The sequence below is a fragment of the Heyndrickxia vini genome (assembly GCF_016772275.1).
GTDB lineage: Bacteria > Bacillota > Bacilli > Bacillales > Bacillaceae_C > Heyndrickxia > Heyndrickxia vini.
The window spans coordinates 1,060,210-1,084,755 of record NZ_CP065425.1; the positions used below are offsets into that span (position 1 = coordinate 1,060,210).

19 protein-coding genes are annotated in these 24,546 nt (G+C 33.7%); 15 read left to right on the top strand and 4 right to left on the bottom strand.

Annotation, left to right across the window (positions count from 1 at the left end; all coding sequences use genetic code 11):
• Positions 1-37: 37 nt before the first annotated feature.
• Both I5776_RS05225 and I5776_RS05230 read right to left on the bottom strand, forming a co-directional pair.
• Positions 38-1,738 (bottom strand): CDP-glycerol glycerophosphotransferase family protein, encoded by a 1,701-nt coding sequence (locus tag I5776_RS05225; protein ID WP_202779292.1) that lies wholly within the window; start codon positions 1,736-1,738, stop codon positions 38-40.
• Positions 1,739-1,949: 211 nt separating this feature from the next.
• Positions 1,950-4,697: an SH3 domain-containing protein gene (locus I5776_RS05230; protein ID WP_202779293.1), complete on the bottom strand. Its 2,748-nt coding sequence runs from the start codon at positions 4,695-4,697 to the stop codon at positions 1,950-1,952.
• 248 nt (positions 4,698-4,945) lie between these two features.
• Here I5776_RS05230 and I5776_RS05235 point away from each other — a divergent pair, with 248 nt between their 5' ends.
• Together I5776_RS05235 and I5776_RS05240 are read left to right on the top strand one after the other, a co-directional pair.
• Complete coding sequence (locus tag I5776_RS05235; RefSeq protein WP_202779294.1) at positions 4,946-5,896, top strand: NAD-dependent epimerase/dehydratase family protein; 951 nt, start codon at positions 4,946-4,948, stop codon at positions 5,894-5,896.
• Positions 5,897-5,928: 32 nt separating this feature from the next.
• Positions 5,929-8,259, top strand: coding sequence for a CDP-glycerol glycerophosphotransferase family protein (locus tag I5776_RS05240; RefSeq protein ID WP_202779295.1), 2,331 nt, complete (start codon positions 5,929-5,931; stop codon positions 8,257-8,259).
• A 42-nt stretch (positions 8,260-8,301) separates the two neighbouring features.
• Here the strand turns inward: I5776_RS05240 and I5776_RS05245 are convergent, their stop codons facing one another.
• Positions 8,302-10,308, bottom strand: coding sequence for a CDP-glycerol glycerophosphotransferase family protein (locus tag I5776_RS05245; RefSeq protein ID WP_202779296.1), 2,007 nt, complete (start codon positions 10,306-10,308; stop codon positions 8,302-8,304).
• A gap of 261 nt (positions 10,309-10,569) precedes the next feature.
• Here I5776_RS05245 and I5776_RS05250 point away from each other — a divergent pair, with 261 nt between their 5' ends.
• The 6 genes from I5776_RS05250 (at position 10,570) to I5776_RS05275 (ending at position 16,079) form a co-directional block, all read left to right on the top strand.
• Positions 10,570-11,685, top strand: coding sequence for a CDP-glycerol glycerophosphotransferase family protein (locus tag I5776_RS05250; protein WP_246483930.1), 1,116 nt, complete (start codon positions 10,570-10,572; stop codon positions 11,683-11,685).
• 122 nt (positions 11,686-11,807) lie between these two features.
• Positions 11,808-12,206, top strand: coding sequence for a glycerol-3-phosphate cytidylyltransferase (gene tagD / locus I5776_RS05255; RefSeq protein WP_202779297.1), 399 nt, complete (start codon positions 11,808-11,810; stop codon positions 12,204-12,206).
• A 178-nt stretch (positions 12,207-12,384) separates the two neighbouring features.
• Positions 12,385-13,218, top strand: coding sequence for an ABC transporter permease (locus I5776_RS05260; protein ID WP_202779298.1), 834 nt, complete (start codon positions 12,385-12,387; stop codon positions 13,216-13,218).
• A gap of 77 nt (positions 13,219-13,295) precedes the next feature.
• A complete protein-coding gene (tagH, locus tag I5776_RS05265) occupies positions 13,296-14,111 on the top strand; it encodes a teichoic acids export ABC transporter ATP-binding subunit TagH (RefSeq protein ID WP_202779299.1) in 816 nt (271 codons plus the stop codon).
• A 334-nt stretch (positions 14,112-14,445) separates the two neighbouring features.
• The gene (locus I5776_RS05270; RefSeq protein WP_202779300.1) at positions 14,446-15,627 is read left to right on the top strand and encodes a DUF4097 family beta strand repeat-containing protein; all 1,182 of its coding nucleotides are present in this window, start codon (positions 14,446-14,448) and stop codon (positions 15,625-15,627) included.
• A gap of 95 nt (positions 15,628-15,722) precedes the next feature.
• A complete protein-coding gene (locus I5776_RS05275) occupies positions 15,723-16,079 on the top strand; it encodes a phage holin family protein (protein ID WP_202779301.1) in 357 nt (118 codons plus the stop codon).
• Between the two features lie 47 nt (positions 16,080-16,126).
• Here the strand turns inward: I5776_RS05275 and I5776_RS05280 are convergent, their stop codons facing one another.
• On the bottom strand, positions 16,127-16,831 hold the full coding sequence (locus tag I5776_RS05280; RefSeq protein ID WP_343066438.1) for an N-acetylmuramoyl-L-alanine amidase: 705 nt from the start codon (positions 16,829-16,831) through the stop codon (positions 16,127-16,129).
• A gap of 278 nt (positions 16,832-17,109) precedes the next feature.
• Between I5776_RS05280 and hprK the strand changes: the two genes are divergently transcribed.
• The 7 genes from hprK to trxB all read left to right on the top strand — a co-directional run bounded on the left by hprK (position 17,110) and on the right by trxB (position 24,443).
• Positions 17,110-18,048 (top strand): HPr(Ser) kinase/phosphatase, encoded by a 939-nt coding sequence (hprK, locus tag I5776_RS05285; RefSeq protein ID WP_202779302.1) that lies wholly within the window; start codon positions 17,110-17,112, stop codon positions 18,046-18,048.
• A 35-nt stretch (positions 18,049-18,083) separates the two neighbouring features.
• The gene (lgt, locus tag I5776_RS05290; protein ID WP_202779303.1) at positions 18,084-18,896 is read left to right on the top strand and encodes a prolipoprotein diacylglyceryl transferase; all 813 of its coding nucleotides are present in this window, start codon (positions 18,084-18,086) and stop codon (positions 18,894-18,896) included.
• Positions 18,897-18,921: 25 nt separating this feature from the next.
• The gene (locus I5776_RS05295) at positions 18,922-19,866 is read left to right on the top strand and encodes a nucleoside recognition domain-containing protein (RefSeq protein ID WP_202779304.1); all 945 of its coding nucleotides are present in this window, start codon (positions 18,922-18,924) and stop codon (positions 19,864-19,866) included.
• Between the two features lie 576 nt (positions 19,867-20,442).
• Positions 20,443-21,093 carry a pyrophosphatase PpaX gene (gene ppaX / locus I5776_RS05300; protein ID WP_202779305.1) on the top strand — a complete coding sequence of 217 codons (651 nt, stop codon included), beginning with the start codon at positions 20,443-20,445 and terminating at the stop codon, positions 21,091-21,093.
• Entirely contained in the window at positions 21,093-21,614 is a 522-nt protein-coding gene (locus I5776_RS05305; protein ID WP_202779306.1) for an acyltransferase, read from the top strand. Before ppaX ends, I5776_RS05305 begins: the two co-directional genes overlap by 1 nt.
• 139 nt (positions 21,615-21,753) lie before the next feature.
• Positions 21,754-23,265: a tetratricopeptide repeat protein gene (locus tag I5776_RS05310; RefSeq protein WP_202779307.1), complete on the top strand. Its 1,512-nt coding sequence runs from the start codon at positions 21,754-21,756 to the stop codon at positions 23,263-23,265.
• A gap of 233 nt (positions 23,266-23,498) precedes the next feature.
• Complete coding sequence (gene trxB / locus I5776_RS05315; RefSeq protein ID WP_202779308.1) at positions 23,499-24,443, top strand: thioredoxin-disulfide reductase; 945 nt, start codon at positions 23,499-23,501, stop codon at positions 24,441-24,443.
• Positions 24,444-24,546 lie beyond the last annotated feature (103 nt).

The window sequence follows — 24,546 nt, forward strand, 5'->3', positions numbered from 1 at the left end:
AGAAAGTCTCCATCACAGGAACAGATGGGGACTTTTTTCACTTTCTAAAAATTTTGGAAAATATCTTTTTTATTAATTGGTTTTGAAGTAAATTAGTAAACCAAGTGTGACGAATATAATTATGGTTTATTACATTAAAAATCCGTTTATTCGAATGAAGATCCTGGTATTTTAAAAATTTGTTAGATTTGATCATATTTTCTTGTTTAATTTGGAAGTTGTTTTGGCCATACATGTCTAGATGAGCAAATAAAGATTCTAGTTCAAAGACGATATCTCCAGGTAAATCTTTATCTAAGTCGATATGCGAAGGTCTTTTCCCAATAAATTTGTCACGATCAAATTGGTAATAAATAATTGGTTTAGATAAAAAACTGAAATCAAAAGCGACACTTGAATAATCAGTAATCATGATTGCACTCTCTTTTAAAAGTGTTTGAACATTTACTTCTCCTTGGCTAATTACTTTAACAGGTGCATTTTTGAAATAAGGAGTGTATTTTTGCATATTTGGATGTAGGCAAAAGACAATATTTAATTGATATTTTTTTGCAATCCTGTGCAAATTGTCATTGAAAATAAGCTCGTCATATTTTTTATAATACTCGGTATCTAAGAAGTTACTTTTGCTGCTAATCCAGTCTCTCCATGTCGGAATAATTAGAAGTTGTCTTTTAACAGTTGTATCCTTCTTAAATAATTCATCAAAACGCGATAAACCGGTAATAAAAACATGATTTGCTGAATAACCGAAATCATTAATAATCATGTTTTTTTCAAAATCGGAACTTACTAAAAATAGGTCTGTATCAAATCCATAAATCCCTTTTCCATAGTTCTCAATCATATTTTTTGTTCCCATAATGCCATGCTGTAAAAACACTTTTGTTGCCCTTACTGTATTTTTAAATTTCTTTGTACGTGTTGGATACAAATAATCGGGATGATGCGAAGAAATAATCCTAGTTGACATGATTGTATGCCAAATATGTTCTTTCGATTTAAATGTTAAAACATTCCCTAATTCTTCGATATTTTTCATCTCTGGGGAGTTTTTATCAATCACATAAAAAACATTTTTCTCCGGGTGCTGCGTCCGCATATACTTAAAAAAATGGTAACCAGTGTCTTGTGCCTTATAGGGGCGCTCGCCGACCAGCCATATGTCCTTTTTCCGATGAAAGGGTCTCAATATCCATGCCCAAAAAAGTAAACGTTTCATGTAATCGAATGTATCCTTGGGAAACCTATGAACCTCTATAGATAAATTATATCTTTTAAATGTATAGTACGGATTAATAACTATTGCATCATTTTGATTAGCTACATAAAGTTCTTTTGCGAAATACTTAGCACGAAAATTTGGTTTACCAATTCTTATCAAATTTTTTTCTTGAAAGCGATCCGTAATTTCCAGAAATAAATCATAAAGGTCTTCTTCCAGTAAATCTTCGGTATCATTTGATTTAAATGGAATGTTCGCTCGAAATATATATGTATTCAATCTTTCATTTGCAGAAGCTTTTTTTGAGGTAAGTGAAACAGGGATTTTCATTTCCTTCAGACTATTTCTGCCCTTAAGTATGACATTACTAGTTGAATGGACGGAGTGACTAGTAAGTAAGTTACCTACCAGAAATAAATTATTTCGTTTCGATCCAACTTTATTAATTTGTATGTTAAATCTACTTTTTTCGTCGGTTTGTTTAAGTTTGGTGCGCATAGATAATAAGCCCATTATTTCACCACCAAATTCATAAAATGTGCGGGATTTCCATTTATTATACTATTTTATTATATTGTTTTCGTTGTTTCAATGAAAATGGGGAAGTCCTATGGATCATAAAATAGTCACTAGTTAATGGACGGAAAGTCCCGAAAGCGATTTTTGAAGAAGAATAAACAAAGAGGTTAATACACAAGCTACACTTGCGTATTAACCTCTATTTTTAATTATATACTGGTACGTCAAAGTGTAAAGTATATTTACCGACAAGACTATAAAGCTTGCTAATATTTGCTGTTTGTTTGACCGCCCAGCCAATATCTGTTGCATATTGATGGTAAGGATTTTCTGGATACCATCTCATTTTATATAATGTATTTTGGCCATTATGAATATAGTTCTGACCAATGAGTTGAGCTGCACCTTCAATTGCCTTTGCGATGGAAAACCATCCGTGATCATAAGCAAATTGTGCACCGCAATCAATTGGACAGCTATCATATGCTCCATACCCAAAAACATTATACACTTTTTTACCGTTAACAACGACACCTTTTGCAAGGCTTGATGTCCCATTTCCCGTTTCTAGAAGGGAGTGGGAAATTAAATACATTTCGTTAATACTATATTTTTTACTAGCATCAAGAAAAATGGAACCTGTCCCGGATAAGGACCCTTTTCCATATAAAATTTTACTATCAACTTCAGTTGCAGAAATATTTGTTGTTTTATCTAATAATAAAAACTGATAATACTCTGGTGTATTAGGAACAAAAGAATTAGGATTGATGTAGTACTTAATATCTTCGGTTTTGGCATTTCTCCACGTATTATACTTTATTTCATACCAATTTCCCGTAGTGGAAACAATGGTTACCCTATTCCCTTTAGACAGAGTCCCATATATCCAATAATTTGTTCCGGGTCCTTCGCGTACATTTAGTGTATCAGCATTGACTACTTCTCCTACGGTAGAACTGATTTTTGTAATATAATCTTTGCTAACATAAGCATTTTTATTACGATATAAATCAGTTTGTGGTGCTTTACTCGATTGAGTGTCTACCATTTTGTTAAGTGTTAGATTAGTAGAATACTTTGAAATGATAACTGTATCTAAAGATACATCATCTTTATAAATATAGCCGGTAGTGGCTTTACCGTTAATATATACGTTAGCTTCATACCAATTTTTCGTATAGGTTTTGAAGTAAAGAAATGTATTTTTTTTGTATGATTTAAGAACTTTACCACTTTGTGATGGTTTAGCATAAACATTTGTAGAACTCTTTTTCGCTAGTCCTTGCTTGTTTTCTTGCTTAGCTACTAGATTTTCCACATCTTTTTTATAAATATAGCCGGTAGTTGCCTTACCATTAATATAAACATTAGCTTCGTACCAATTTGTTATATATGTTTTATAGTAAAGGAAGGACCCTTGTTGATAAGACTTGATGGCTTTGCTGCCTGTAGAAGGCTTCATATAAATTTTCGTTGGAATTTTGGCAGCGATCCCTTGTACTTTATCTTGTGTAGCAGGAATTTGCTCCACATCTTTTTTATAAATATAGCCGGTAGTCGCTTTCCCATTAATATAAACATTGGCTTGATACCAATTGGCAGACAAGGTTTTATAGTATAAAAATGAACCTTGATCATATGTTTTAATGACTTTGCCGTCGGTAGAAGGCTTCACGTAAATATTCGTAGGAATTTTAGTAGCAATTCCTTGAACTTTTTGTTGATTGGAAACAATATTTTCTACATCGTTTTTATAAATATAACCAGTGGTAGCTTTGCCGTTAATATACACATTTGCTTGATACCATCCGGAAATATAGGTTTTATAATATAATAAAGTTCCTTTACTATATGTTTTTATAACCGTGCCACTAGTTGATGTATTAGCATATATTTTCGTTGAATCTTTTAAAGCAATTCCCCGAACTTTTTGTTGAACGAGAGTATCTAGATCATTTTTATAGATATAACCTGTGGTGGCTTTCCCATTAATATACACATTGGCTTGGTACCAATTTGAAGTATATGTTTTATAATAAAGCAATGTACCAATCGTATAGGATTTAATGACCTTCCCATTTGTAGAAGGTTTTTCATAAATATTCGTAGGATTTTTTGAAGCAATCCCTTGGTCTTTCTGCTGGGTATCTACAAGATTCTCGACGTCATTAATATTGATAAACCCTGTAGTAGCTACTCCATCGATATACACATTGGCTTGATACCATTCAGACGAGTATGTCTTGTAGTATAACAATGTGCCTTGTTGATAGGATTTAATCACCTTCCCAGTTGAAGATGGATCAGAATATACATTCGTTTGCCCTTTTATAGCAATTCCTTGTAATTTAGTTTGGGTAGTTTGGGCAGTTGCTTTAGATTGAATGAATGTTTTACTAGTAGCGTCAGAATCATCCTTAATCTTTTTTGGCTCAGTTTGTTCGGATTTGTTTGAGGCTTGATCCTTAGTGTCTTTTCGTTGTTTTTGAATCTTGTCTACTTCCCCATTAGTATCTGAAGGATTGGTTGTCTTTCCTTCATTATTTGCTTCATCTTGTACATCTTGCACTTCTTCGGGTTGATTACTGTCATTTACTTGGTTGGTTTGATCTTCCGGAGGAGCATCAATTAAAAATTTATTTTCTATGTACCCGTTATATTCAATATTTGTTTGTGGATCAGTATATTGAATAAAAGAAAAATCTACATCCGTATTCGAATCGAGCAATTGAACATGGGATTGATTCGGTATATTGATTACTACGTCACTTTCCGTAGACTCCTCTTTATAGAGTTTAATACTTTCATTGTTTTGATCTCCAGAAGCAAAGACAATTTTGTCCAATTTTGTCGGTGAATTCGTCTCCTCAGCACTAACGTTCATCGATGTTAACGAAAAAAATAGCAAAAAAATCGATATCGTTAGTTTTACTAACCTACCTTTTTTCATATCGTTCCCCTTCCTTAAAAGTCTTGATGCTTCCAATGAAAACACCAAAAACATTTTAACACTTAAAAACTATGAATCTAGGATATTTTTAAAAAAAGTCTTATGTTTGTGTGGATTCATGAGGGAAGTACTAGGTTTTTTCCATTTATATCCTTTGATGAAAGAGGAATTTTTTTGTCGAAGTGTGTTTTTAACTGAAAGAATTTTATGGTACAATTCTACTAATGCTATTAGGGAGATGAAAAAGTATGGGAAATATTTTAGTTACTGGCGGCGCCGGGTTCATTGGATCCCATTTAGTGAAAGAATTATTGAATTTAGGAGAAAATGTTATAGTAGTCGATAACCTGTCAATGGGTTCAAAAGAAAACCTTGATTTAAACAATAAAAATTTAACGTTTATTGAAGGCGATATTTCCAATCAATCCACTATTACGGAATTATTTAATACGTATACATTTAAAAAAATATTCCATCTAGGGGCTGTTGCAAGTGTGGCAGCATCCGTAGAACATCCGTTAGAAACTCATTTAACAAATTTAGAAGGAACAATCTATCTTTTAGAGGCTGCAAGAAAACAAAAAGATATCGAACGATTTGTATTTGCGTCTTCTGCAGCGGTATATGGAGACGATCCAGCTTTACCAAAGCGTGAAAATTCGCCAATTAAGCCCTTAACTCCTTATGCAATTGATAAATATGCCTCTGAACGCTATGTTATTAACTATTCAAAATTATATGGATTGCCTACTGTTGCCTTAAGATTTTTTAATGTATACGGTATTGGACAAAATCCATCTTCACCGTATTCAGGGGTTGTATCAATCATCACGGATCGCCTTAAGAAAAAATTGAATGGGGAAGATGCAAGCTTTATCCTATTCGGGGACGGCAGTCAAACAAGGGATTTTGTGTTTGTAAAGGATGTTGTACAAGCCAATTTATTAGTGTCCAATAACAAGGACGCGATAGGAAATGTGTATAATGTTGGTACTGGAGAAAAGATAAGCCTTATGGATCTTATCTCTACTTATATTAAGATTTCGGGAATTGACCTGCCAATTAAAAAGGAAGCTGTAAGATCTGGTGATATTAAAGATTCTTACGCGGACGTTTCAGCACTTAAATCAATTGGTTTTATGCCTGAATTCACAGTTGAAGAAGGATTAAAGGTATACTGGGAGCACCAGATAAAATAAATTCTATTTTGTTTAGTAAGGAGCAATGCATTTTGTCTGTATCATTGGATTATTTGAATAAAATTGAGGGAACTGACAATTTTAAAAAAATCATAGATATCTTTCAAAAAATATATATTCAGCCTGATGATTTATTATGGGATCATGGACAACTAATACAATTTTTTGAAAATAATGTACTAACGATTCTTTCTAGTCTACTTTATGGTAGTCCGCATAAGAGCAAGATTATCGTAAGTCCGAAGGAACAGCATGATATTTTAATAAGTTTTTTGGAGAATCGTTCAAATGTTAAGCTCGAGCAATTGGAACAAGAAACGAAACCGCAAGTAATATCAATGCTCTTGGACAAGACGGTTCTATTTTCATTTACTGATTTTCTAAATCGGAACCAACTATTTCCAAAAGATTTATCCATTCAAAAAAATGATTTACTTACATTATTTGAGTATTTCTCCGACATCGTACATCATTTTGATACAGAGTGGCTTGAGAGTATTTCCACTAATAATAAAGTAAGATTATTGACATATTCACTACTAACTCGCGATTATGATATGTTTTTAGAACTTAAAAGTCAAAACAATGGCCTATTTATAAAAAATGAAAACTTGTATTTTGATAAAGGGGAAAAACCTTACCAGGGCTTTTTATTAGCCAATGGATTTAAAGGCTACTTAGAGCGAACTTATCATGATGAAAAAAACATGTATTTCATTGGCCAGTATAGACTTCCGGGATTACAGCTAAACGACTTTTTGAAAAATAAAGTATGTTTAGTGTTAAAGAAAGGATCTGGAAAAGAAGTCAAATATGAGTTTGACTATTTTTACAGACGGGACTTAAAAAATTATTATATTGATGAGAACGGTTATGTCGGTCTAAAAGCTAAAATTCCTTTAGAAACATTAAAAACCGGTGAGTATAAATTTTTTATTCGGATTTACAGTGTCGATAAAAAGAAACAGTATATCGAAGAACCATTCAATGCGACCACCTTATTTAATCGATTTAAAGGGTATAAACGGATTGATAATCAGTACTATTTAATTGCCGTTTCGAAGAAAAATAAAATATCCTTAAAAGTCAAAGGTAAACAGTCCAAACTTTCGATGTTGCTTCGTAAAGGAGTAACACATATGAATAAAGTTCGGACGAATTTAAGAATTAATCGAGCGATTGCGGTGGACCGATTATTATACTTATTAACATATCCTATCTACCATGGGAAAGATATTTGGCTCATTTCAGAACGAGGAGATACGTGTCAGGATAATTCCTATCATTTATTTAAATACATTCGAAAAAACTATCCGCGCAAAAGAATATATTATATTCTGGATATGGACAGTAAAGATTACGATAAAATCAAATCTTATAAAAATGTAATTGATAAAGATTCTAAGAAACATCGAATCCTACTTTTGCATTCAAAAATATTATTAAACTCATATGATGTTGAATCGTATAATACACCAACATATTATTCTAAATCATTGTTCCTAAAATCGTTCGGGGATGTCGTGAATTATAAAACGGTCTTCCTTCAACATGGGATATCATATAATGACCCATCCTCTAGTATTAGTAAAAATCGTATCGGAAATAATTTAATCATTACCTCATTGCCAAAAGAAACTGAATTTATTATTGAAAATATGAATTATACGAGTGATGAAGTTAAATTAACTGGTTTCCCCAGATATGATAATTTAAAATACAGAGACAAGGTAAAACGGGAAATATTACTTATGCCAACATGGCGTAGAAATATCGTTCCTAAATCATATTTAACGAATGCCGTACATGATGAAGCAGAATTGGAAAAGAAATTCGTTAGCTCGGAATATTATAAGTTTTATAATAATCTGTTGAATTCAGCTGAACTTAGCGAGCTGATTGATAAGTATGATATTACATTCAAATTTTATCCTCATTATGAGGTTCAACCATTTTTAGATACCTTTAACGTAGGAAATGACAAAATTCAAATTTTAGGGAAAAATTCCGGGGATGTGCAAGATCTCTTAATTTCGGCTGATTTATTAATTACGGATTATTCCTCTGTCTTTTTTGACTTTGCCGTAATGAAAAAGCCAATCGTATTTTGCCACTTCGATTATGAGGATTTTTATAAAACACAATATAAAAAAGGTGTGTTTGATTTAAAAACACTTGATTTTGGATATATTTCTGAAAATCTTCAGGAAACAATCGAAAACATTGAAAAAGTTATCAAAAATAACTTTGAAATGGAACCTGAACACAAGAAAAGTGTGGACGATGTTTTCTATTATGATCTTGATGGGAAATATTGTGAAAGAGTTTACGAAGCAATCAATGACCTTTCAAAAAAGAAATAATAAAACAAAAAGGTTTCCAAACTTGTTGGAAACCTTTTTGTTTTATTTGCTATTTTCTTTGATGACTTTATAAATGCGATTATTCGATTCTTGATCCCGATATTTTAAAAACTTCGTGGATTTTATTATATTTTCTTCTTTTGCTTGAAAATTCTTCTTCGCATAATCTTCTAATAAAGCTAGCAATGAATCTTCTTCAAATACAATATCACCTGGTAAATCATTATCTATATCAAGATGTGAAGGCTTATCGCCAAAGAATTTATCACGATCAAATTGATAATAAATAATGGGCTTATGAAGAAAGCTGAAATCAAATGCAACACTTGAGTAATCGGTAACCATTAATGCACTCTCTTTAAGAAGTGTTTGGACATTCACTTCACCCTGACTAATCACTTTAATAGGTGCATTTTTAAAATTAGATGTATATTTTTGCATATTCGGATGTAAGCAGAAGACAATGTCAAATTGGTATTCTATTGCTAAATCATGTAACTTTTTATTGGTGACTAATTCATGATATCTCTCATAATACTCCGTTTCTAAAAAGTTGCTTTTACTTCCAATCCAATCTCTCCAAGTAGGAATGATAAGAAGTTGTCTTTTTGTAGCAATATCATTTTTTAATAAATCATCAAATCTGGATAACCCAGTGACAAAAACTTGATCAGGAGTGTAGCCGAATTCATTAATAATCATGTTTTTTTCAAAATCGGAGCTTACTAAAAATAGATCTGTATCGAATCCGATGGCATCTTTTCCGTAATTGGCTACCATATTCTTCGTTCCCATAACACCATGTTGCAAAAATACTTTCGTCGCTCGGACTGCTTGTTTAAATTTTTTTGTTCGGATTGGAAATAAGTAATCTGGATGATGGGAAGAAATTACTCTCGTTGACATAATCGTGTTAAAAATATGTTGTTTCGATTTGAAATCTAACACATTCCCTAATGATTCAACATTTTTATATTCGGGAGACTTGGTATCCATAATATAATAAACATGTTTATTTCTATGTTGTTGCCTCATATATTTAAAAAAATGATAGCCAGTATCCTGTGCTTTATATGTTCGTTCCCCAACAATCCAAATATCTTTCCTTTTAAAAAACGGACGTAATAACCAAGCCCATCTTAATAATCGATTCATATAAGCAAAATTTTCTCTTGAAAAAATCGTAACTTCAAGTGAGAGATTGTATTTCTTAAACGTAAAATAGGGACTAATTACTGCGACAAGATTGTTATCAGTAGCATTTACTTCTTTGATAATGTTTTTGTCCAAAGATATCGGATTTGTAATCCGCTTTACTATTTCCTCTTGATGATCATGTACGTGCATGACTAAAAATAAATCGTAAATATCTTCGACAATTAATTTTCCATTGTCGATTTCATGCATAGGTAGTTTTGCTTCATACGAATAGCGATTAAATCCATATTTAGCAGCTGATTCTTGCTCTAAATGGGTAAAGGTAATAGGAACGATAATTTCCTTACGTGTTTCCCTTCCTTTAAGTAAAACGGAACAATTTAATAGCAAAGAACTATAAGTGATGATCTTCCCTTTAATATGTACAGTATTTTGTTTGCCTGAAACTTTAATGATTTGGTTTTTTTGCCGAAACTTCGGTTCTTGATTGAAAGAAATGGAGAGATTGCCTTTCTTAGTTAAAAATAGATAACTATTCTCTCCGTCAAAAGTAAATGCGTTTTTAATGGTAATGTGTGTTTTCGCGAAACATCCAAGCCTAATAAATTTATTTGTATCCGTAGTTAAATAAAAATTAAACACTTCTTTTTGATGTTTAATTTGTAGTTGCTTATAGATCTTTTCCATATTCATTTCAAAATGAAATGTGGAGGAAGGGGCCATTTCCGCTATCTTTATTGATTGTTCTTTGTCTTGTGAGCGTATCCATAGCTCACATGCTTGAAAATTATTCGTGAAGTCCCCTTTAATTATTAAATCATTTGAATTTTGGTGAACTTCTAGTCGGTGAAGAAAGGGTTGCTGACTTTCTTTTGATTTAGATGAACTCATTTTTTTACCACCAAGCTTATTTTAATTGAATAAAACTTTTCCATTGATATAATAGCAAACAATATTATTATTGCCTATAGTCTTATCTTGTTTACATTACAGATGACCAAATAATAGTTATTCATGTATAATAGTTACCATTATCGTTAGAGTGAATCAATAATGAAGGGAACGGTCATTTTAGTGAAAAAAATTATAAAGGATATTCTAATCCTAGGATATCTCCTCTTTTTTAAGTTTTTTTTCACCATTTTTAGTGCAATGCCATTAAAGAATAAAACAACATTTGTTGTTTCATTTGGTGATAATGCAATTTTTATTTATAATGAAATGCTTAAACAAGGTTTTGACAGTGAAATTGTTTTTTTATATAAACAATCATGTAAGTATAATTTTCAACAACTTGAAAATGTTGTAACGAACCAGTTTGAAACTTTTCATCCTTTGAAGGAAATTAGGTCGATTTATCATCTGGCTACTTCGAAATTCATTATAGTAGATAATTATTATGGATTTTTATCAAGTATTAAATTGAAGAAAGAGGTAGAATGCATTCAAGTGTGGCATGCTGCAGGTGCGATAAAAAAGTTTGGACTTCAGGATCAATCAACATTTAAACGAAGCAAAAAAGATATTGATCGGTTCAATCGCGTATATAATCAATTTCATAAAATTGTCGTCGGCTCGAATCAAATGGCTAACATTTTTATAGAAGCATTCAATGTAAAGGAAACTCAAATGATGAAAACGGGAGTTCCACGCACAGATTTGTTTTTTAATGAACCAAAAATGGAGGAAATTCGTGCTAAATTATTTCATGATAATCCTTCATTAAAGAACAAAACTGTAGTATTATACGCACCAACCTTTCGTGATAATCAACTTGATTCACAAAAAATCGCTTTAGATCTTCAATTAATGTTTGAAAGATTGGGAAATGAATACGTCCTTTTGCTACGCTTACATCCGGCGATAAAGAATAATATAAATTTAGAGGAAGTATTTCCTGGATTTGTTTTTGATTACTCCTCTTATATTGATATTAACGAGCTTCTAATCATAACTGATCTATTAATTAGTGACTATTCTTCTGTTCCTTATGAATTTGCCTTTTTGGAAAGACCGATGATCTTTTACGCGTATGATCTGGAAGAATATCAACGGGATAGAGGGCTTTGGGAAACGTACGAAAGGATGGTACCAGGTCCTATTGCCGAAAACACCTTAGAGATTATTGAACTGATTGAGGCTAATTCTTTTAATATTCAACAAATCCGCGAATTTTCATATAAATGGAATGAATTTTCAGTTGGAAAATCAAGTGAACAGTTGGTAAAATATTTACGTGATAAATCAAAAGCGAATGAAACAAACTAGTATAAATAAAATTGTGGTTTAAATTATATAAATATTGAATTATAATTAATTATGAATGCTGCGAAATTTAAATATTTATGTCGAATGACTTTTTATTAAAAATAAGGAAGTGTGTTTTCATTATGAAAAAGGTAATAACATATGGTACCTTCGATCTTCTTCACTGGGGCCATATTAATTTGTTAAAGCGTGCTAGGGAATTAGGGGATTACTTAGTTGTTGCCATTTCGACTGATAAATTTAATGAAATTAAAGATAAGAAAGCATATCACAGTTATGAGAATAGAAAAATGATATTGGAATCAATCCGTTATGTAGATGAAGTTATTCCAGAAAATAACTGGGAACAAAAAATTGAGGACATAAAAAAACATGATATCGATATTTTTGTAATGGGTGATGATTGGAAAGGAAAGTTTGACTTTTTAAAGGATTATTGCGAAGTCATTTACTTACCGCGGACAATTGGAATTTCTACTTCAAAAATTAAAAATGATTTATTTTCGGTTAAAAATGGGTAATTAATGTATATGAGAATATTGAGCAAAAGGTCTTTTCTCAGAATAAAAAACTGGAAAAGGCCTTTAGTTTTTCTTGAATGCTTACAAAATTCATTCAAAACTAGGAAGTTGACTTAAAAAGTTATATACTATTACTTGCAATAATAGAGAAAAATTTATGCTCAGGAAGGAATATTACATGCGTTCTGTAACAACAGTCATTAAAGAACAAATTAATAGTTTTTACCTTGCGAGACGTTTGTCTGTTTATGAATTAAAAAGTGCAAATCGAAATAATTATTTAGGAATATTATGGGAAATTATTAACCCGATGATTCAAATTTCGATTTATTGGTTTGTTTTTGGGTATGGAATACTTAAAAGCTCCGGTGCTCGACAGGGTGTTGAACTATACGGACATCCGATTGATTATTTTCCGTGGATGCTCTCAGGTATTGTTGTTTGGTTTTTTGTAAACCAATCTATTACTCAAGGGTCCAAGTCCATTTATAGTCGAATACGAATGATATCAAAAATGAGCTTTCCAATGAGTGTCATTCCTACCTATGTAATTTTTGCGAAATTGTATCAACATTTAATGCTTTTAGCAGTCGTTCTTGTGATTTTTCAATTTCTAGGATATCCGATTAATATTCATTATCTCCAATTGCCATATTTTATTATAGCAACGGTAATTTTTTTAATTACTCTTTCACTAATAACGTCAACATTAACAACGATTGTAAGGGATATACAGATGCTGATTACTTCAGTCGTTCGGATATTGATTTATTTATCGCCGATTCTATGGCCGCCTTATAATATTGATAACAAGATCGTGATTACGATTATGAAGTTAAATCCAATTTACTATCTTGTCGAAGGATATCGTGCATCGATTTTGGGTCTAACCTGGTATCCTATTGAGCATTGGGAGTACTCCCTATATTTTTGGGGTATAATTCTTGTATTATTATTTTTCGGATCGATTCTACATGTGAAATTTAGAGATCGTTTTGTAGACTTTTTATAAGCCATTTAACATTCGTTTTAATCAAACTTTTTTGATATAGTTGATGATGAACATATTATTGTATATGGAGAGAAATTATGAGTCATTCTGTTATTTTTGATAAAGTAACAAAAAAATATAAAATGTACGCGAAAAACTCAGAAAAACTATTGGATATTATTTTTCCCGACGGCTATGGAGAAAATTTCTATGCTTTACAAAATATAAGTTTTACTGCGGATCAGGGAGATGTAATTGGAGTTATTGGTGTCAATGGTGCCGGTAAGTCAACCTTATCGAATTTAATTACTGGCGTCATTCCCCCCACATCAGGAACGATTGAAATTAAAGGTCAAGCATCTTTAATAGCCATCGCATCGGGATTAAATAATGAATTAACAGGCAGGGAAAATATTGAACTGAAATGCTTAATGCTAGGTTTTAATAAAAAAGAAATTCGTGAACTAATGCCTGAAATTATTGATTTTGCTGATATAGGAAAATTTATTGATCAACCTGTTAAAAGCTATTCAAGTGGAATGAAATCCCGCTTAGGGTTTGCAATATCGGTCAATATTGATCCTGATATTTTAGTAATTGACGAAGCATTATCTGTTGGGGACCAAACTTTTACGGATAAATGTCTGGATAAAATGAATGAATTCAAAGAAAAAGGGAAAACAATCTTTTTCATCAGTCATTCAATCGGTCAGGTTAAAAAGTTTTGCCAAAAAGCGCTTTGGCTTGAAGCCGGAGAAGTAAAAGCGTATGGAACAATCAAGGAAATCATTCCACAATATGAGAAGTTCCTAAAAGAATTTAAAGCATTATCGAAAGAAGAACAAAAGAACTTCAAGCAATTAGTACTAGAAAAAAGAAGCAAACTCCGCGAATACGAAAGTCAACCTAATTAAAATAAAATCCACTCTGTAATGCAAGAGTGGATTTTTCATATTCCCCTTTAAAAATCCATCTCCAGACCGAGGAATGTTTTCAGATTTCATGTAAAAATAAGAGTGAAACTTTAACAGTATTTCATTCGTATGTATTGAATGAAATTAGATACAATACAAAAACCATTTATTTAGAAGGCTGTTCAACGGAGCTTTATGTCGAAACAATTGGGAAAAATTCAATCGGTCGTTGTATTAAAAAAATATGAAAACGCAGAGTGGATTGGAGCGGAAGGAACGGCCCTTGTTCCAAAGTAATCCTTTAATTAACTATGTAATTAGGGAGGAAAACCGAATGAACGAAGAAAGAAAAAGAATAATCGGGATGGTAAAGGAAGGAAAGCTATCAACAGAAGAGGCCCTTGTTTTATTAGACGCATTAGATAATAAACAGGAAAATAAAAATGAAAAAGTGATCGAATCCAGTCAGACTTATCACGAGAAATATCAAGAAAAAGAATCATACTCGAAAAAGCAAACAGAAGATAAATACTCATCACAATTCCACGACGCAAAAGATAAAATTATGGATTTTGTAAACACCACTTTCAAAAAAATAAAAGATATCGATTTAAACTTTAATCAATCTGTTGATATCCCACATGTTTACCAGCAAGCAAATGTGACACTAACCAATATTGATATTGATGTTGCAAATGGTCAAGTTGAAGTAAAAGTCTGGGATCAACCGGATGTACGAATAGAATGCCAAGCAAGGGTATATCGCAAGGATAATCGCGACGAAGCACGAGCATTCTTTATAGACAATAGTTCATTTTATTTAGAAAATGGATTGCTTCGCTTTTCAACCCAATCAAAGTGGATGAAAGCCGATACAATTGTCTACATTCCAAAAAACGATTATGAAAAAGTCTCCATTCGTACATTTAATGGAAGTGTAACTGGGGAAGGATTGTCGGGAGCTGATTTAAGAGCAAAGACGGCTAATGGAAAGATTGTTTTGAAAAACGTGAACTCCGATAAATTAGATGCGGAAACAGTGAACGGCAAAATCCTAGTTAGTGAAACAAAATCCGGTCGTTTTTCAGCTGAAACAATGCATGGCAGCATTGATGTAGAAGGTGAATACGGATCAATTGATTTACAAACATTAAATGGAAATTTAAGTTGTGTTTTAAATAACGAAGTAGCGGAAACACTTCACTTAAAAGCAGTTTCTGGTAACATTAATGTATATCTTCCGTCAGATGTAAGCATTGAGGGAGAATGTAAATCAAATTTAGGAAATGTGAAAATTACCCTTGATAATATTGATGTTATTGAAGAAAAGAAAGAAATGGTACAGAAACAAGTCAGATTTAAACGAAGCGTACTGAATGAAACACCTTTCCATATTTTTGCTGAAACAAGAACAGGTTCCATCATCGTTCAAAATAATGATAAAGTTCACGGTCAAAGCAATGAACAGGATCATTCGGAAGAAAAGAATGAAAACGAAGAAGAAATAAATGAATAGTTCCGTGAAATTGACTTTTTAATGAATATCTCTAATTATGTGCATAAACTATAAATAGAATACTCGTACTCTTAACTGTAAAGGTTGTTGTTGTGATGAGATGGTTGTTAGGAATTTTAATTAATGCTTTATTATTTGTCGCCATGGCGGGGTATTTTGAGGGATTTGAGGTATCAAGCTTCGGTTCAGCTGTAGTGGCTAGTTTTATTTTATCGATATTAAATGTACTCGTACGTCCAATATTAATTATTTTGACATTTCCAATTACCCTTATTACATTAGGGATTTTTCTATTCGTTATAAATGCGATTACATTAATGATGACAGACCGATTGATGGGGGATGCCTTTAATTTTGAAGGATTTGGCACCGCGTTTTTGGTCGCTGTAATTATGTCAATAGCTAATCTCATCATCCAAAAAGCAGTGTTTTCTAATAAACGTGAAGAATAAAGGGCGGGAATCATTTCCCGTCCTTTATTCTTGGTTAATACATCCTCTTAGCTATCCTTCACAATCACTGGGTTGTAGCCCTTATCCTTTAATTCCTTTAGCAGCTTTTCTGCATTTTTTTCATCTGCAAATGCACCAATCTGGACCCTGTAAAGCTCCTTGGGTTTTGTATCATTTTTTGGAGGAGTTGGTGCTTTCTTCTTTTTAAGCTTGTATTGGTCAACAATTCCTTTCACTATTGCTTCAGCACATGTTTTTTGATACGATTCTGAGCGAATTAGCTTGAGTTCACTTTTATTTGTATAAAATCCGCATTCAGAAAGTATGGCAGTCATATTCGTTTCTCGAAGCACATGGAAATCCGCCGTTTTTACACCCCGATCTGTTAGCCCAGTAGCAATGACTAGATTTTTTTGCACTCTATTTGCAAGAGCGAGCGCCTCCTTTGGCTTTGTAGGATATACATAGGTTTCAATTCCATTTGCACTCGTCCAAGTTGTTCCGTAAGCATTTGCGTGAATAGCAACATAACAGTCGACCTTTAATTGATTTGCTCTATCTGTTCTTTCTTTTAATGGCACATCTTCCTTTTTGGAATGTGCAAAGTAAACTGTAACATTTTCATATGTTTCTAGTATTACTTTCGCATAATCTGCTACAGAACTTGTAAATGAAAATTCTTTATAATTATCTGGACTTCTTTTTCCAGGAGTATTCGGTCCATGGCCCGCATCAAGCATAATCTTCAACATAATCCTCTCCTTTCATTATGTCTTACTTTCATAATATGAATTTCATTTCGTTTTCGGTACCCACAGTAAAGGAATGAAGTATTTAGGGTGGTTTTGGATAGCGGTAAAATGCTAAAATAAAGAAAGTTTAATATTCCAGCCTGATGATGTTTTAAATTTAAAGATGTCTAGCTCCGGTGCCTATCGATTAGAATACTTCAGGATTTTGTCAAAGTCCTGTAAGTTTTTTACGTTGATGAGCAAGGCGCCTGCGCTTTTCGCTTAAGGAGGATGCCAATTTGGCAAAGGTTCGTATTGAGGATATAATTAAAAAATTTAATTTAGAATTAATTAGTGGCGAGGAAGGGATTCATCGACCAATCACAACGAGTGATATATCACGACCAGGATTAGAATTGGCTGGTTTTTTTAATTATTATCCAGCTGACAGAATCCAGCTGCTAGGGATGACTGAAATCACTTTTTGTGAGCGGTTGGATCCATCTGAGCGAAAAATTCGTTTAGAAAAACTTTGTAATGATATTACACCAGGGATCATTATTTCAAGGGAGATGGATGTTCCAGAAGAATTAATTGAGGCTTCGGAGGAGTATTCTGTCCCTCTCATGCGCACAAAAATGAAGACAACACGGTTTTCCAGCCATTTGACTAATTATTTGGAGTTTAAGCTGGCTCCAACAACAGCAGTCCATGGTGTCCTAGTTGATATTTACGGTGTTGGTGTTTTAATCACCGGAAAAAGCGGTGTTGGTAAGAGTGAGGCTGCTTTAGAACTTGTGAAACGGGGACATCGTCTTGTAGCAGATGATTGTGTAGAAATCCGTCAAGAAGATACCGATACACTTGTCGGAAATGCCCCGGATTTAATTGAACATTTACTGGAAATACGTGGATTAGGAATTATTAATGTCATGACTTTGTTCGGAGCTGGAGCTGTAAGAAGCCATAAACGTATCACCTTAGTCGTAGACCTTGAATTATGGGATCAAAGTAAACACTATGATCGACTTGGTCTTGACGAAGAAAAAATGAAAATCATCGATACAGAATTAACTAAGTTGACAATTCCTGTTCGACCGGGAAGAAACTTAGCGATTATTATTGAGGTAGCCGCTATGAATTTCCGGTTAAAACGAATGGGTGTTAATGCAGCGCAGCAATTTACCGATCGTTTGGCAGATGTCATTATTGATGAAGGTGATCGGGAAGAAATGTAGAATTTTACATAGAAGAGGGAAGGAGCTTAATACATATGGAATCAAACATTACACCTTTGAATCCGATTGCCTTTCGATTAGGAGGGCTTGAAGTTCATTGGTACGGAATTATTATCGGGGTAGGGATCGCCCTAGGTTTGTATTTAGTCATGAAAGAATCCGAAAGACTTGGCCTTAACAAAGATCTGTTTGCAGATTTATTAATTTGGGCGATTCCAATTGCAATTATTTGCGCCCGTATTTATTACGTAATATTCGAATGGAACAATTATTATTCCACACACCCACAAGATATCATTAAAATTTGGAATGGTGGGATTGCCATTCATGGTGCTTTAATTGGTGCGATTATTACAGCGATTATTTTTTCACGGATAAAAAAAGTTTCATTTTGGAAATTAGCTGATATTGCGGCACCAAGTATAATTCTTGGGCAAGCAATTGGCCGCTGGGGAAATTTCATGAACCAAGAAGCCCATGGTGGGGAGGTAAGTCGAACATTTCTTGAAAATCTTCATTTACCGGATTTTATTATAAATCAAATGTATATTGATGGAACTTACTACCAGCCAACATTTTTATATGAATCAATTTGGAATATTGTTGGCTTTATCATACTTATCTTATTAAGAAGAGTGAATTTACGAAGAGGGGAACTATTCTTAAGCTATGTTATCTGGTATTCAATTGGCCGGTTCTTTGTAGAAGGATTAAGAACGGATAGTTTAATGCTTACAACTAATTTAAGAATGGCACAGGTGATTTCGATTGTATTAGTTGTCATTGCTCTCGCTCTTTGGATTATTCGGAAGGTTACTGGAATGGCAAAAGAACGCTATCGAGAGTAGAACAAAACATGGGGAGAAATGAAAAATGGTACAATCGTTAAAAATAGGTATATGGTCAGGTTTAAAAACAACGTGGACACTAGGAAAAATTATTTTTCCTGTTACCTTAATTGTCGCGGTTCTGCAGTACACACCAGTATTACCATGGGTGATCAAACTCATTTCTCCGTTGATGGGTATTTTCGGTTTATCTGGTGATGCGGCCATTCCTATCGTTCTCGGAAATTTTCTAAACTTATACGCGGGGATTGCCGGAATTTTGTCTGTGGATCTTTCGGTTAAAGAGGTATTTACGATCGCAGTCATGCTTTCATTTGCACATAATTTACTAATCGAATCAAGCGTAGCGGTAAAGGTGGGCGTGAAGGTTTGGATAATGATTCTCGTTAGGGTAGGATTAGCTATTCTGTCAGCTTTGTTTATTAATCTTGTATGGCATGGTGGTCATGAAACAGCACAGTACGGAATGATAGCACCACAAGATGAGGAATTATCCGGAATTTGGGCGATTGCATGGCATGCAGTTGTGAAAGCCGCATTAGGGGTTTACCAGTTAGCAATTATCGTTATTCCATTAATGGTTGGTATTCAGATTTTAAAAGATTTAAAGGTTTTACAATGGTTTTCACGAATAATGGCACCATTTACACGCATTCTAGGAATGAAAGAAAACACATCTACTACTCTCGCCGCCGGATTATTATTTGGCTTAGCCTATGGTGCAGGAGTGATGATTCAGGCAGTAAAGGAAGATGGCGTTAGCAAAAAAGATGTGACATTAGCCTTTATATTTCTGGTAGGCTGTCATGCGGTTGTGGAAGATACGCTAATTTTTGTACCTTTAGGTATACCGGTGTTACCATTATTATTCATTCGTCTTTTTACAGCCATTTTATTAACCCTTATCGTCGGATTTATTTGGAATCGTAGGGAAGTTGCAAAAAATAATACACCGAGGGTGGGATTCTGAGAAATCGGCGAAATGGCCGATTTCTTTATTCGCGGATTAATAATCAGGTTGTTATGGGTTACAATCGTCAAAAATGATATAGATAAACAGGTGCAAACCCGAAACAAGTATATCAAAGAGCCGGAATGATATAGATAAACAGGTGCAAAGCTGAAATAAGTATATCAAAGAGCCGGAATGATATAGATAAACAGGTGCAAAGCTGAAATAAGTATATCAAAGAGCCGGAATGATATAGATAAACAGGTGCAAACCCGAAACAAGTATATCAAAGAGCTCGAATGATATAGATAAACAGGTGCAAAGCTGAAATAAGTATATCAAAGAGCCGGAATGATATAGATAAACAGGTGCGAACCCGAAATAAGTATATCAAAAAGCTCGAATGATATAGATAAACAGGTGCGAACTCGAAATAAGTATATAAAAAAGCTTGAATGATATAGATAAACTGGCCCAAAGCCGAAATACGTATATCAAAGAATTTATTCATAAACCGAAATAAATGTATTTATTTTATAGATAATCAAAAAAATGTCCGAAAAAATAATAACAGAGGTAGAAAGGGAGCTCTTTATGAACAATAAAATAACAACAATCCTTTTTGATTTGGATGGAACATTGATCGATACGAATGAGTTAATTATTTCCTCCTTTTTACATACATTAAATGGTTATTATCCTGACCAGTATAAACGCGAAGATGTTCTCCCATTTATTGGGCCATCTTTATATGCCACGTTCTCTTCAATTGATAAGGAACGAACTGAGGAAATGATTGAAAATTATCGGGCATATAATTTAGAAAATCATGATTTACTTGTGAAAGAGTTTAATGGGGTATTTGAAACATTACAAACTCTGCATCAAAATGGATTTAAAATGGCGATTGTTTCTACCAAAAAGCGAGATACCATTATTAGGGGACTTAAGCTGACGAACTTAGATCAATTTTTTGACATAATCATTTCTTTAGATGAAGTTGAACATGAAAAACCACATCCTGAACCAGTCCAAAAAGCGTTGAAATTATTACACTCTACACCTAATGAAGCCATCATGGTCGGAGATAATTTTCACGATATTCTTGCTGGGAAAAATGCCGGTACGCTATCTGCCGGAGTAGCATGGTCAGCAAAAGGACGGGCCTATATTGAAAGCTTCAATCCCGATTTTCTTTTGGAGGAAATGCAAGATCTTATTAACATCGTAGGAGTTAATCGTTAATGCGCAAAACAACTCGTCACCCTGTTTCGGGTGCTAATTCCTTGTGGCATGTGTATAAGACAGTTCCGTTTTGGAAGGTAGCCAAGAACTTTCTAATCATTCAACTAGCTAGATATACACCATTTTTATCGATGAAAAATTGGCTATATCGCACATTTTTAAGAATGAAAGTTGGTGACAAAACATCTTTTGCCCTTATGGTCATGTTGGATGTTATGTTTCCAGAAAAAATATCTGTTGGTGAAAATACAGTTATTGGCTATAATACAACAATTCTCGCTCATGAGTATTTAATTAAAGAATATCGTCTTGGAGAAGTCAAAATTGGCAGTGAGGTAATGATTGGAGCAAATACCACCATCCTGCCTGGTGTCGAAATTGGGGATGGGGCAATTGTTTCAGCGGGAACGCTTGTTCATAAGGACGTCCCTTCCGGAGCATTTGTTGGCGGTAATCCAATGCGACTAATTTATACAAAAGAGGAAATGGAAATACGAAATAAAGAAGAGTCAAGCCCCTAATTTTTTTATGGGGCTTTTTCTTATTAAAATAGCTTCGCGAAGGGTTTTCTCTTGAAATTACAATGTTTGACTGTTAATCATTGTTCGTTTATATGTTATACTACAGAAGTTAACTATGAACGATTTGTGAGGGACTTTCATGGCAAAAGACTCAAAGGTAAGACAAGAGAATGGAGTAGTCTTGTCGTTTATACCTACTGGAGAATACTATTTTAATAAAGGAATAAATGCTTTTCATCGTCATGATTTGACAGGCGCACGGAAATACCTTGAACGTGCAATACAATTGGAACCGTATGAACCGATGATTGCTTGTCAACTTGGCTTAGTATATATGCAATTAGAACAATATCAAGAATCCAATGATCTCTTTAATCGAATCCTTGAAGAACTTGATCCGTCTATGACAGAGTGTCTTTATTTCTTAGCGAATAATTTTGCTGAACTTGGATTATTTAGCGAGGCAAAAAACTATGCAACTTCGTATCTCGATACGGATCCATACGGGGAGTTTATTGAAGATGCGGAGGATTTGCTTTATATCATTGGTATGGAAGAAGACGGCGAGGATGACTTTCCGATTAAGGATGAGTTGATTTTAAAACAAGATAAAGCAAGGCAACTCCTTGAATCAGGCAATTTTGAAAAAGCGATTGAAATTCTTACTAGTTTAATCGAAGAATTCCCTGATTTCTGGTCTGCATATAATAATCTTGCACTAGGGTACTTCTATTTAGGAGATATGGAAAAGGCTGCATCCGTTTTAGACGATCTCCTCGTTAAAAATCCTGGTAATTTGCATGGCATTTGTAATTTAGCTGTGTTTCTTTATCACCAACGGCGTGATCAAGAACTTCAAGTACTTCTAGAAGGGTTGGAAAAAGTCAAACCTCTGTTGATTGAACATAAATATAAATTAGGTGCTACCTTTGCACTAATTGGAAGACACAACCAAGCATATATGTGGTTGAATAAATTGAAAAAGTATGGGTTTGAAGGAGATTCCAGTTATTATTATTGGCTGTCACAATCAGCATATTTCACCGGACACGAACAAACGGCGAGAAATGCATGGAAGCAATTACTAGAGCTTAGCCCCGAAAAGGAAGGACAGGAACCATGGAATGAAAGAAGCGGGAAAGATGTTGGATTCGAAGACGATGTGGCTTCGACACTAAAGAAACTGCGTAGTGATTTTATGGAGGAACGATTGTTTGGAATCTTCATTCTATCCAAGTCAACTCGTAAAGAAGAAATGGTTTCCCATCCTGATTTTAAATCATTAGATGAATTTTCACTTACAGAAAAGGTTTATTTAGCCAATGTACTTGATGCGGATTTAAAAAAACAATTTGATCCGGATGGAATTATCTCAAGAGCTCACCAAGTGGCCAATATTTTATATGAAAAACACCATCCAATTGGTGTTGCATCATCTGGCCTATTCCTAATGTGGTTTTCAGTTTTCTTGGAAGGCATTAAAAACGGGCAGGAATTTACAAACCTACGAGCATTTGCCGCTGCTACGGAATATTTATGGAATAAATTAAAGCGTGAGAAAAAATCACAGGCAGAAATATCTAAAAGCTATAAAATTTCAAGCTCAACCTTACAAAAATATGCAAAAATTGTCCTTCAATATTGTAAGTAAGCATATTTTTGGACGGAAATGTCTTTGTCTTATAGGATATAGATAGTTAGGGAATGCTTATAGCATTAATTAAATTGAAAAGTTGCTGACTATCAAGGTTCTTTTCTAAGAATGTTGCCTTCTACAATGCAAATGCAGAGTGGATTGGAGCGAAAGGAACGGTCTATGTTATCTTTCGAAGCAGCAATCAAACGATAACGATTATTTTTGACATTTGCTAAGGAGTGTTGAGTATGTCAGAGGAAAAAATTTATGATGTCATCATTATAGGTGCAGGTCCAGCTGGAATGACTGCAGCCGTTTATACATCTCGTGCAAATTTATCGACATTAATGATTGAACGTGGAATTCCGGGTGGTCAAATGGCAAATACCGAGGAAGTAGAAAATTATCCAGGCTATGATCATATTCTCGGACCGGATCTTTCAAATAAAATGTTTGAACATGCGAAAAAATTTGGTGCAGAATACGCCTATGGTGATATTAAAGAGATTGTTGATGGGGAAGAATACAAAACAATCAAAGCAGGGGCAAAGGAATATAAAGCTAGAGCGATTATTCTCGCAACTGGAGCAGAGTACAAAAAAATTGGTGTTCCGGGTGAAAAAGAATTAGGCGGACGCGGTGTATCTTATTGTGCGGTCTGTGACGGAGCATTCTTTAAAGGTAAAGAGTTAGTTGTAATTGGCGGCGGTGACTCTGCCGTTGAAGAAGGCGTGTATTTAACTCGTTTTGCAAGCAAAGTAACGATTATTCACCGACGTGATCAGCTTCGTGCACAAAAAATTCTTCAAGACCGTGCCTTTGCTAATGAAAAAGTTGATTTTATATGGAATCATACAATTAAGGAAATACACGAAGAGAATGGTAAAGTTAATTCCGTTACTCTTGTTTCAACAGAAAATGGAGAAGAAAAAGAATTTAAAACCGATGGCGTATTTATCTATATCGGCATGGTTCCACTAACAAAGCCGTTCCAAAATTTAGGTATTACTAACGATGCAGGCTATATTGTAACGGACGAAAATATGGTTACAAAAGTTCCGGGGATTTTTGCGGCAGGGGATGTCCGTGAAAAGACATTACGTCAAATTGTTACTGCCACAGGTGATGGAAGTATTGCTGCTCAAAATGCTCAAGTCTACGTAGAAGAACTAAAAGAGAAGCTACACGTATAACCAATGTTAATGATATAAAACTTATTGGTTTTTAGGAATATAACCTTAACTAAAAAGTCATTGTTTTGTAACGCTCTTGAAATAAACATTCGGTATGATAAAG

What these genes read in the sequence shown, in the direction of transcription:
- I5776_RS05225 (WP_202779292.1), bottom strand. Translation starts at nt 1,738, where the DNA reads ATGGGCTTATTATCTATGCGCACCAAACTTAAACAAACCGACGAAAAA.
- I5776_RS05230 (WP_202779293.1), bottom strand. Translation starts at nt 4,697, where the DNA reads ATGAAAAAAGGTAGGTTAGTAAAACTAACGATATCGATTTTTTTGCTA.
- I5776_RS05235 (WP_202779294.1), top strand. Translation starts at nt 4,946, where the DNA reads ATGGGAAATATTTTAGTTACTGGCGGCGCCGGGTTCATTGGATCCCAT.
- I5776_RS05245 (WP_202779296.1), bottom strand. Translation starts at nt 10,308, where the DNA reads ATGAGTTCATCTAAATCAAAAGAAAGTCAGCAACCCTTTCTTCACCGA.
- I5776_RS05250 (WP_246483930.1), top strand. Translation starts at nt 10,570, where the DNA reads ATGCCATTAAAGAATAAAACAACATTTGTTGTTTCATTTGGTGATAAT.
- tagD (WP_202779297.1), top strand. Translation starts at nt 11,808, where the DNA reads ATGAAAAAGGTAATAACATATGGTACCTTCGATCTTCTTCACTGGGGC.
- I5776_RS05260 (WP_202779298.1), top strand. Translation starts at nt 12,385, where the DNA reads ATGCGTTCTGTAACAACAGTCATTAAAGAACAAATTAATAGTTTTTAC.
- tagH (WP_202779299.1), top strand. Translation starts at nt 13,296, where the DNA reads ATGAGTCATTCTGTTATTTTTGATAAAGTAACAAAAAAATATAAAATG.
- I5776_RS05270 (WP_202779300.1), top strand. Translation starts at nt 14,446, where the DNA reads ATGAACGAAGAAAGAAAAAGAATAATCGGGATGGTAAAGGAAGGAAAG.
- I5776_RS05275 (WP_202779301.1), top strand. Translation starts at nt 15,723, where the DNA reads ATGAGATGGTTGTTAGGAATTTTAATTAATGCTTTATTATTTGTCGCC.
- I5776_RS05280 (WP_343066438.1), bottom strand. Translation starts at nt 16,831, where the DNA reads ATGTTGAAGATTATGCTTGATGCGGGCCATGGACCGAATACTCCTGGA.
- lgt (WP_202779303.1), top strand. Translation starts at nt 18,084, where the DNA reads ATGGAATCAAACATTACACCTTTGAATCCGATTGCCTTTCGATTAGGA.
- I5776_RS05295 (WP_202779304.1), top strand. Translation starts at nt 18,922, where the DNA reads ATGGTACAATCGTTAAAAATAGGTATATGGTCAGGTTTAAAAACAACG.
- ppaX (WP_202779305.1), top strand. Translation starts at nt 20,443, where the DNA reads ATGAACAATAAAATAACAACAATCCTTTTTGATTTGGATGGAACATTG.
- I5776_RS05305 (WP_202779306.1), top strand. Translation starts at nt 21,093, where the DNA reads ATGCGCAAAACAACTCGTCACCCTGTTTCGGGTGCTAATTCCTTGTGG.
- I5776_RS05310 (WP_202779307.1), top strand. Translation starts at nt 21,754, where the DNA reads ATGGCAAAAGACTCAAAGGTAAGACAAGAGAATGGAGTAGTCTTGTCG.
- trxB (WP_202779308.1), top strand. Translation starts at nt 23,499, where the DNA reads ATGTCAGAGGAAAAAATTTATGATGTCATCATTATAGGTGCAGGTCCA.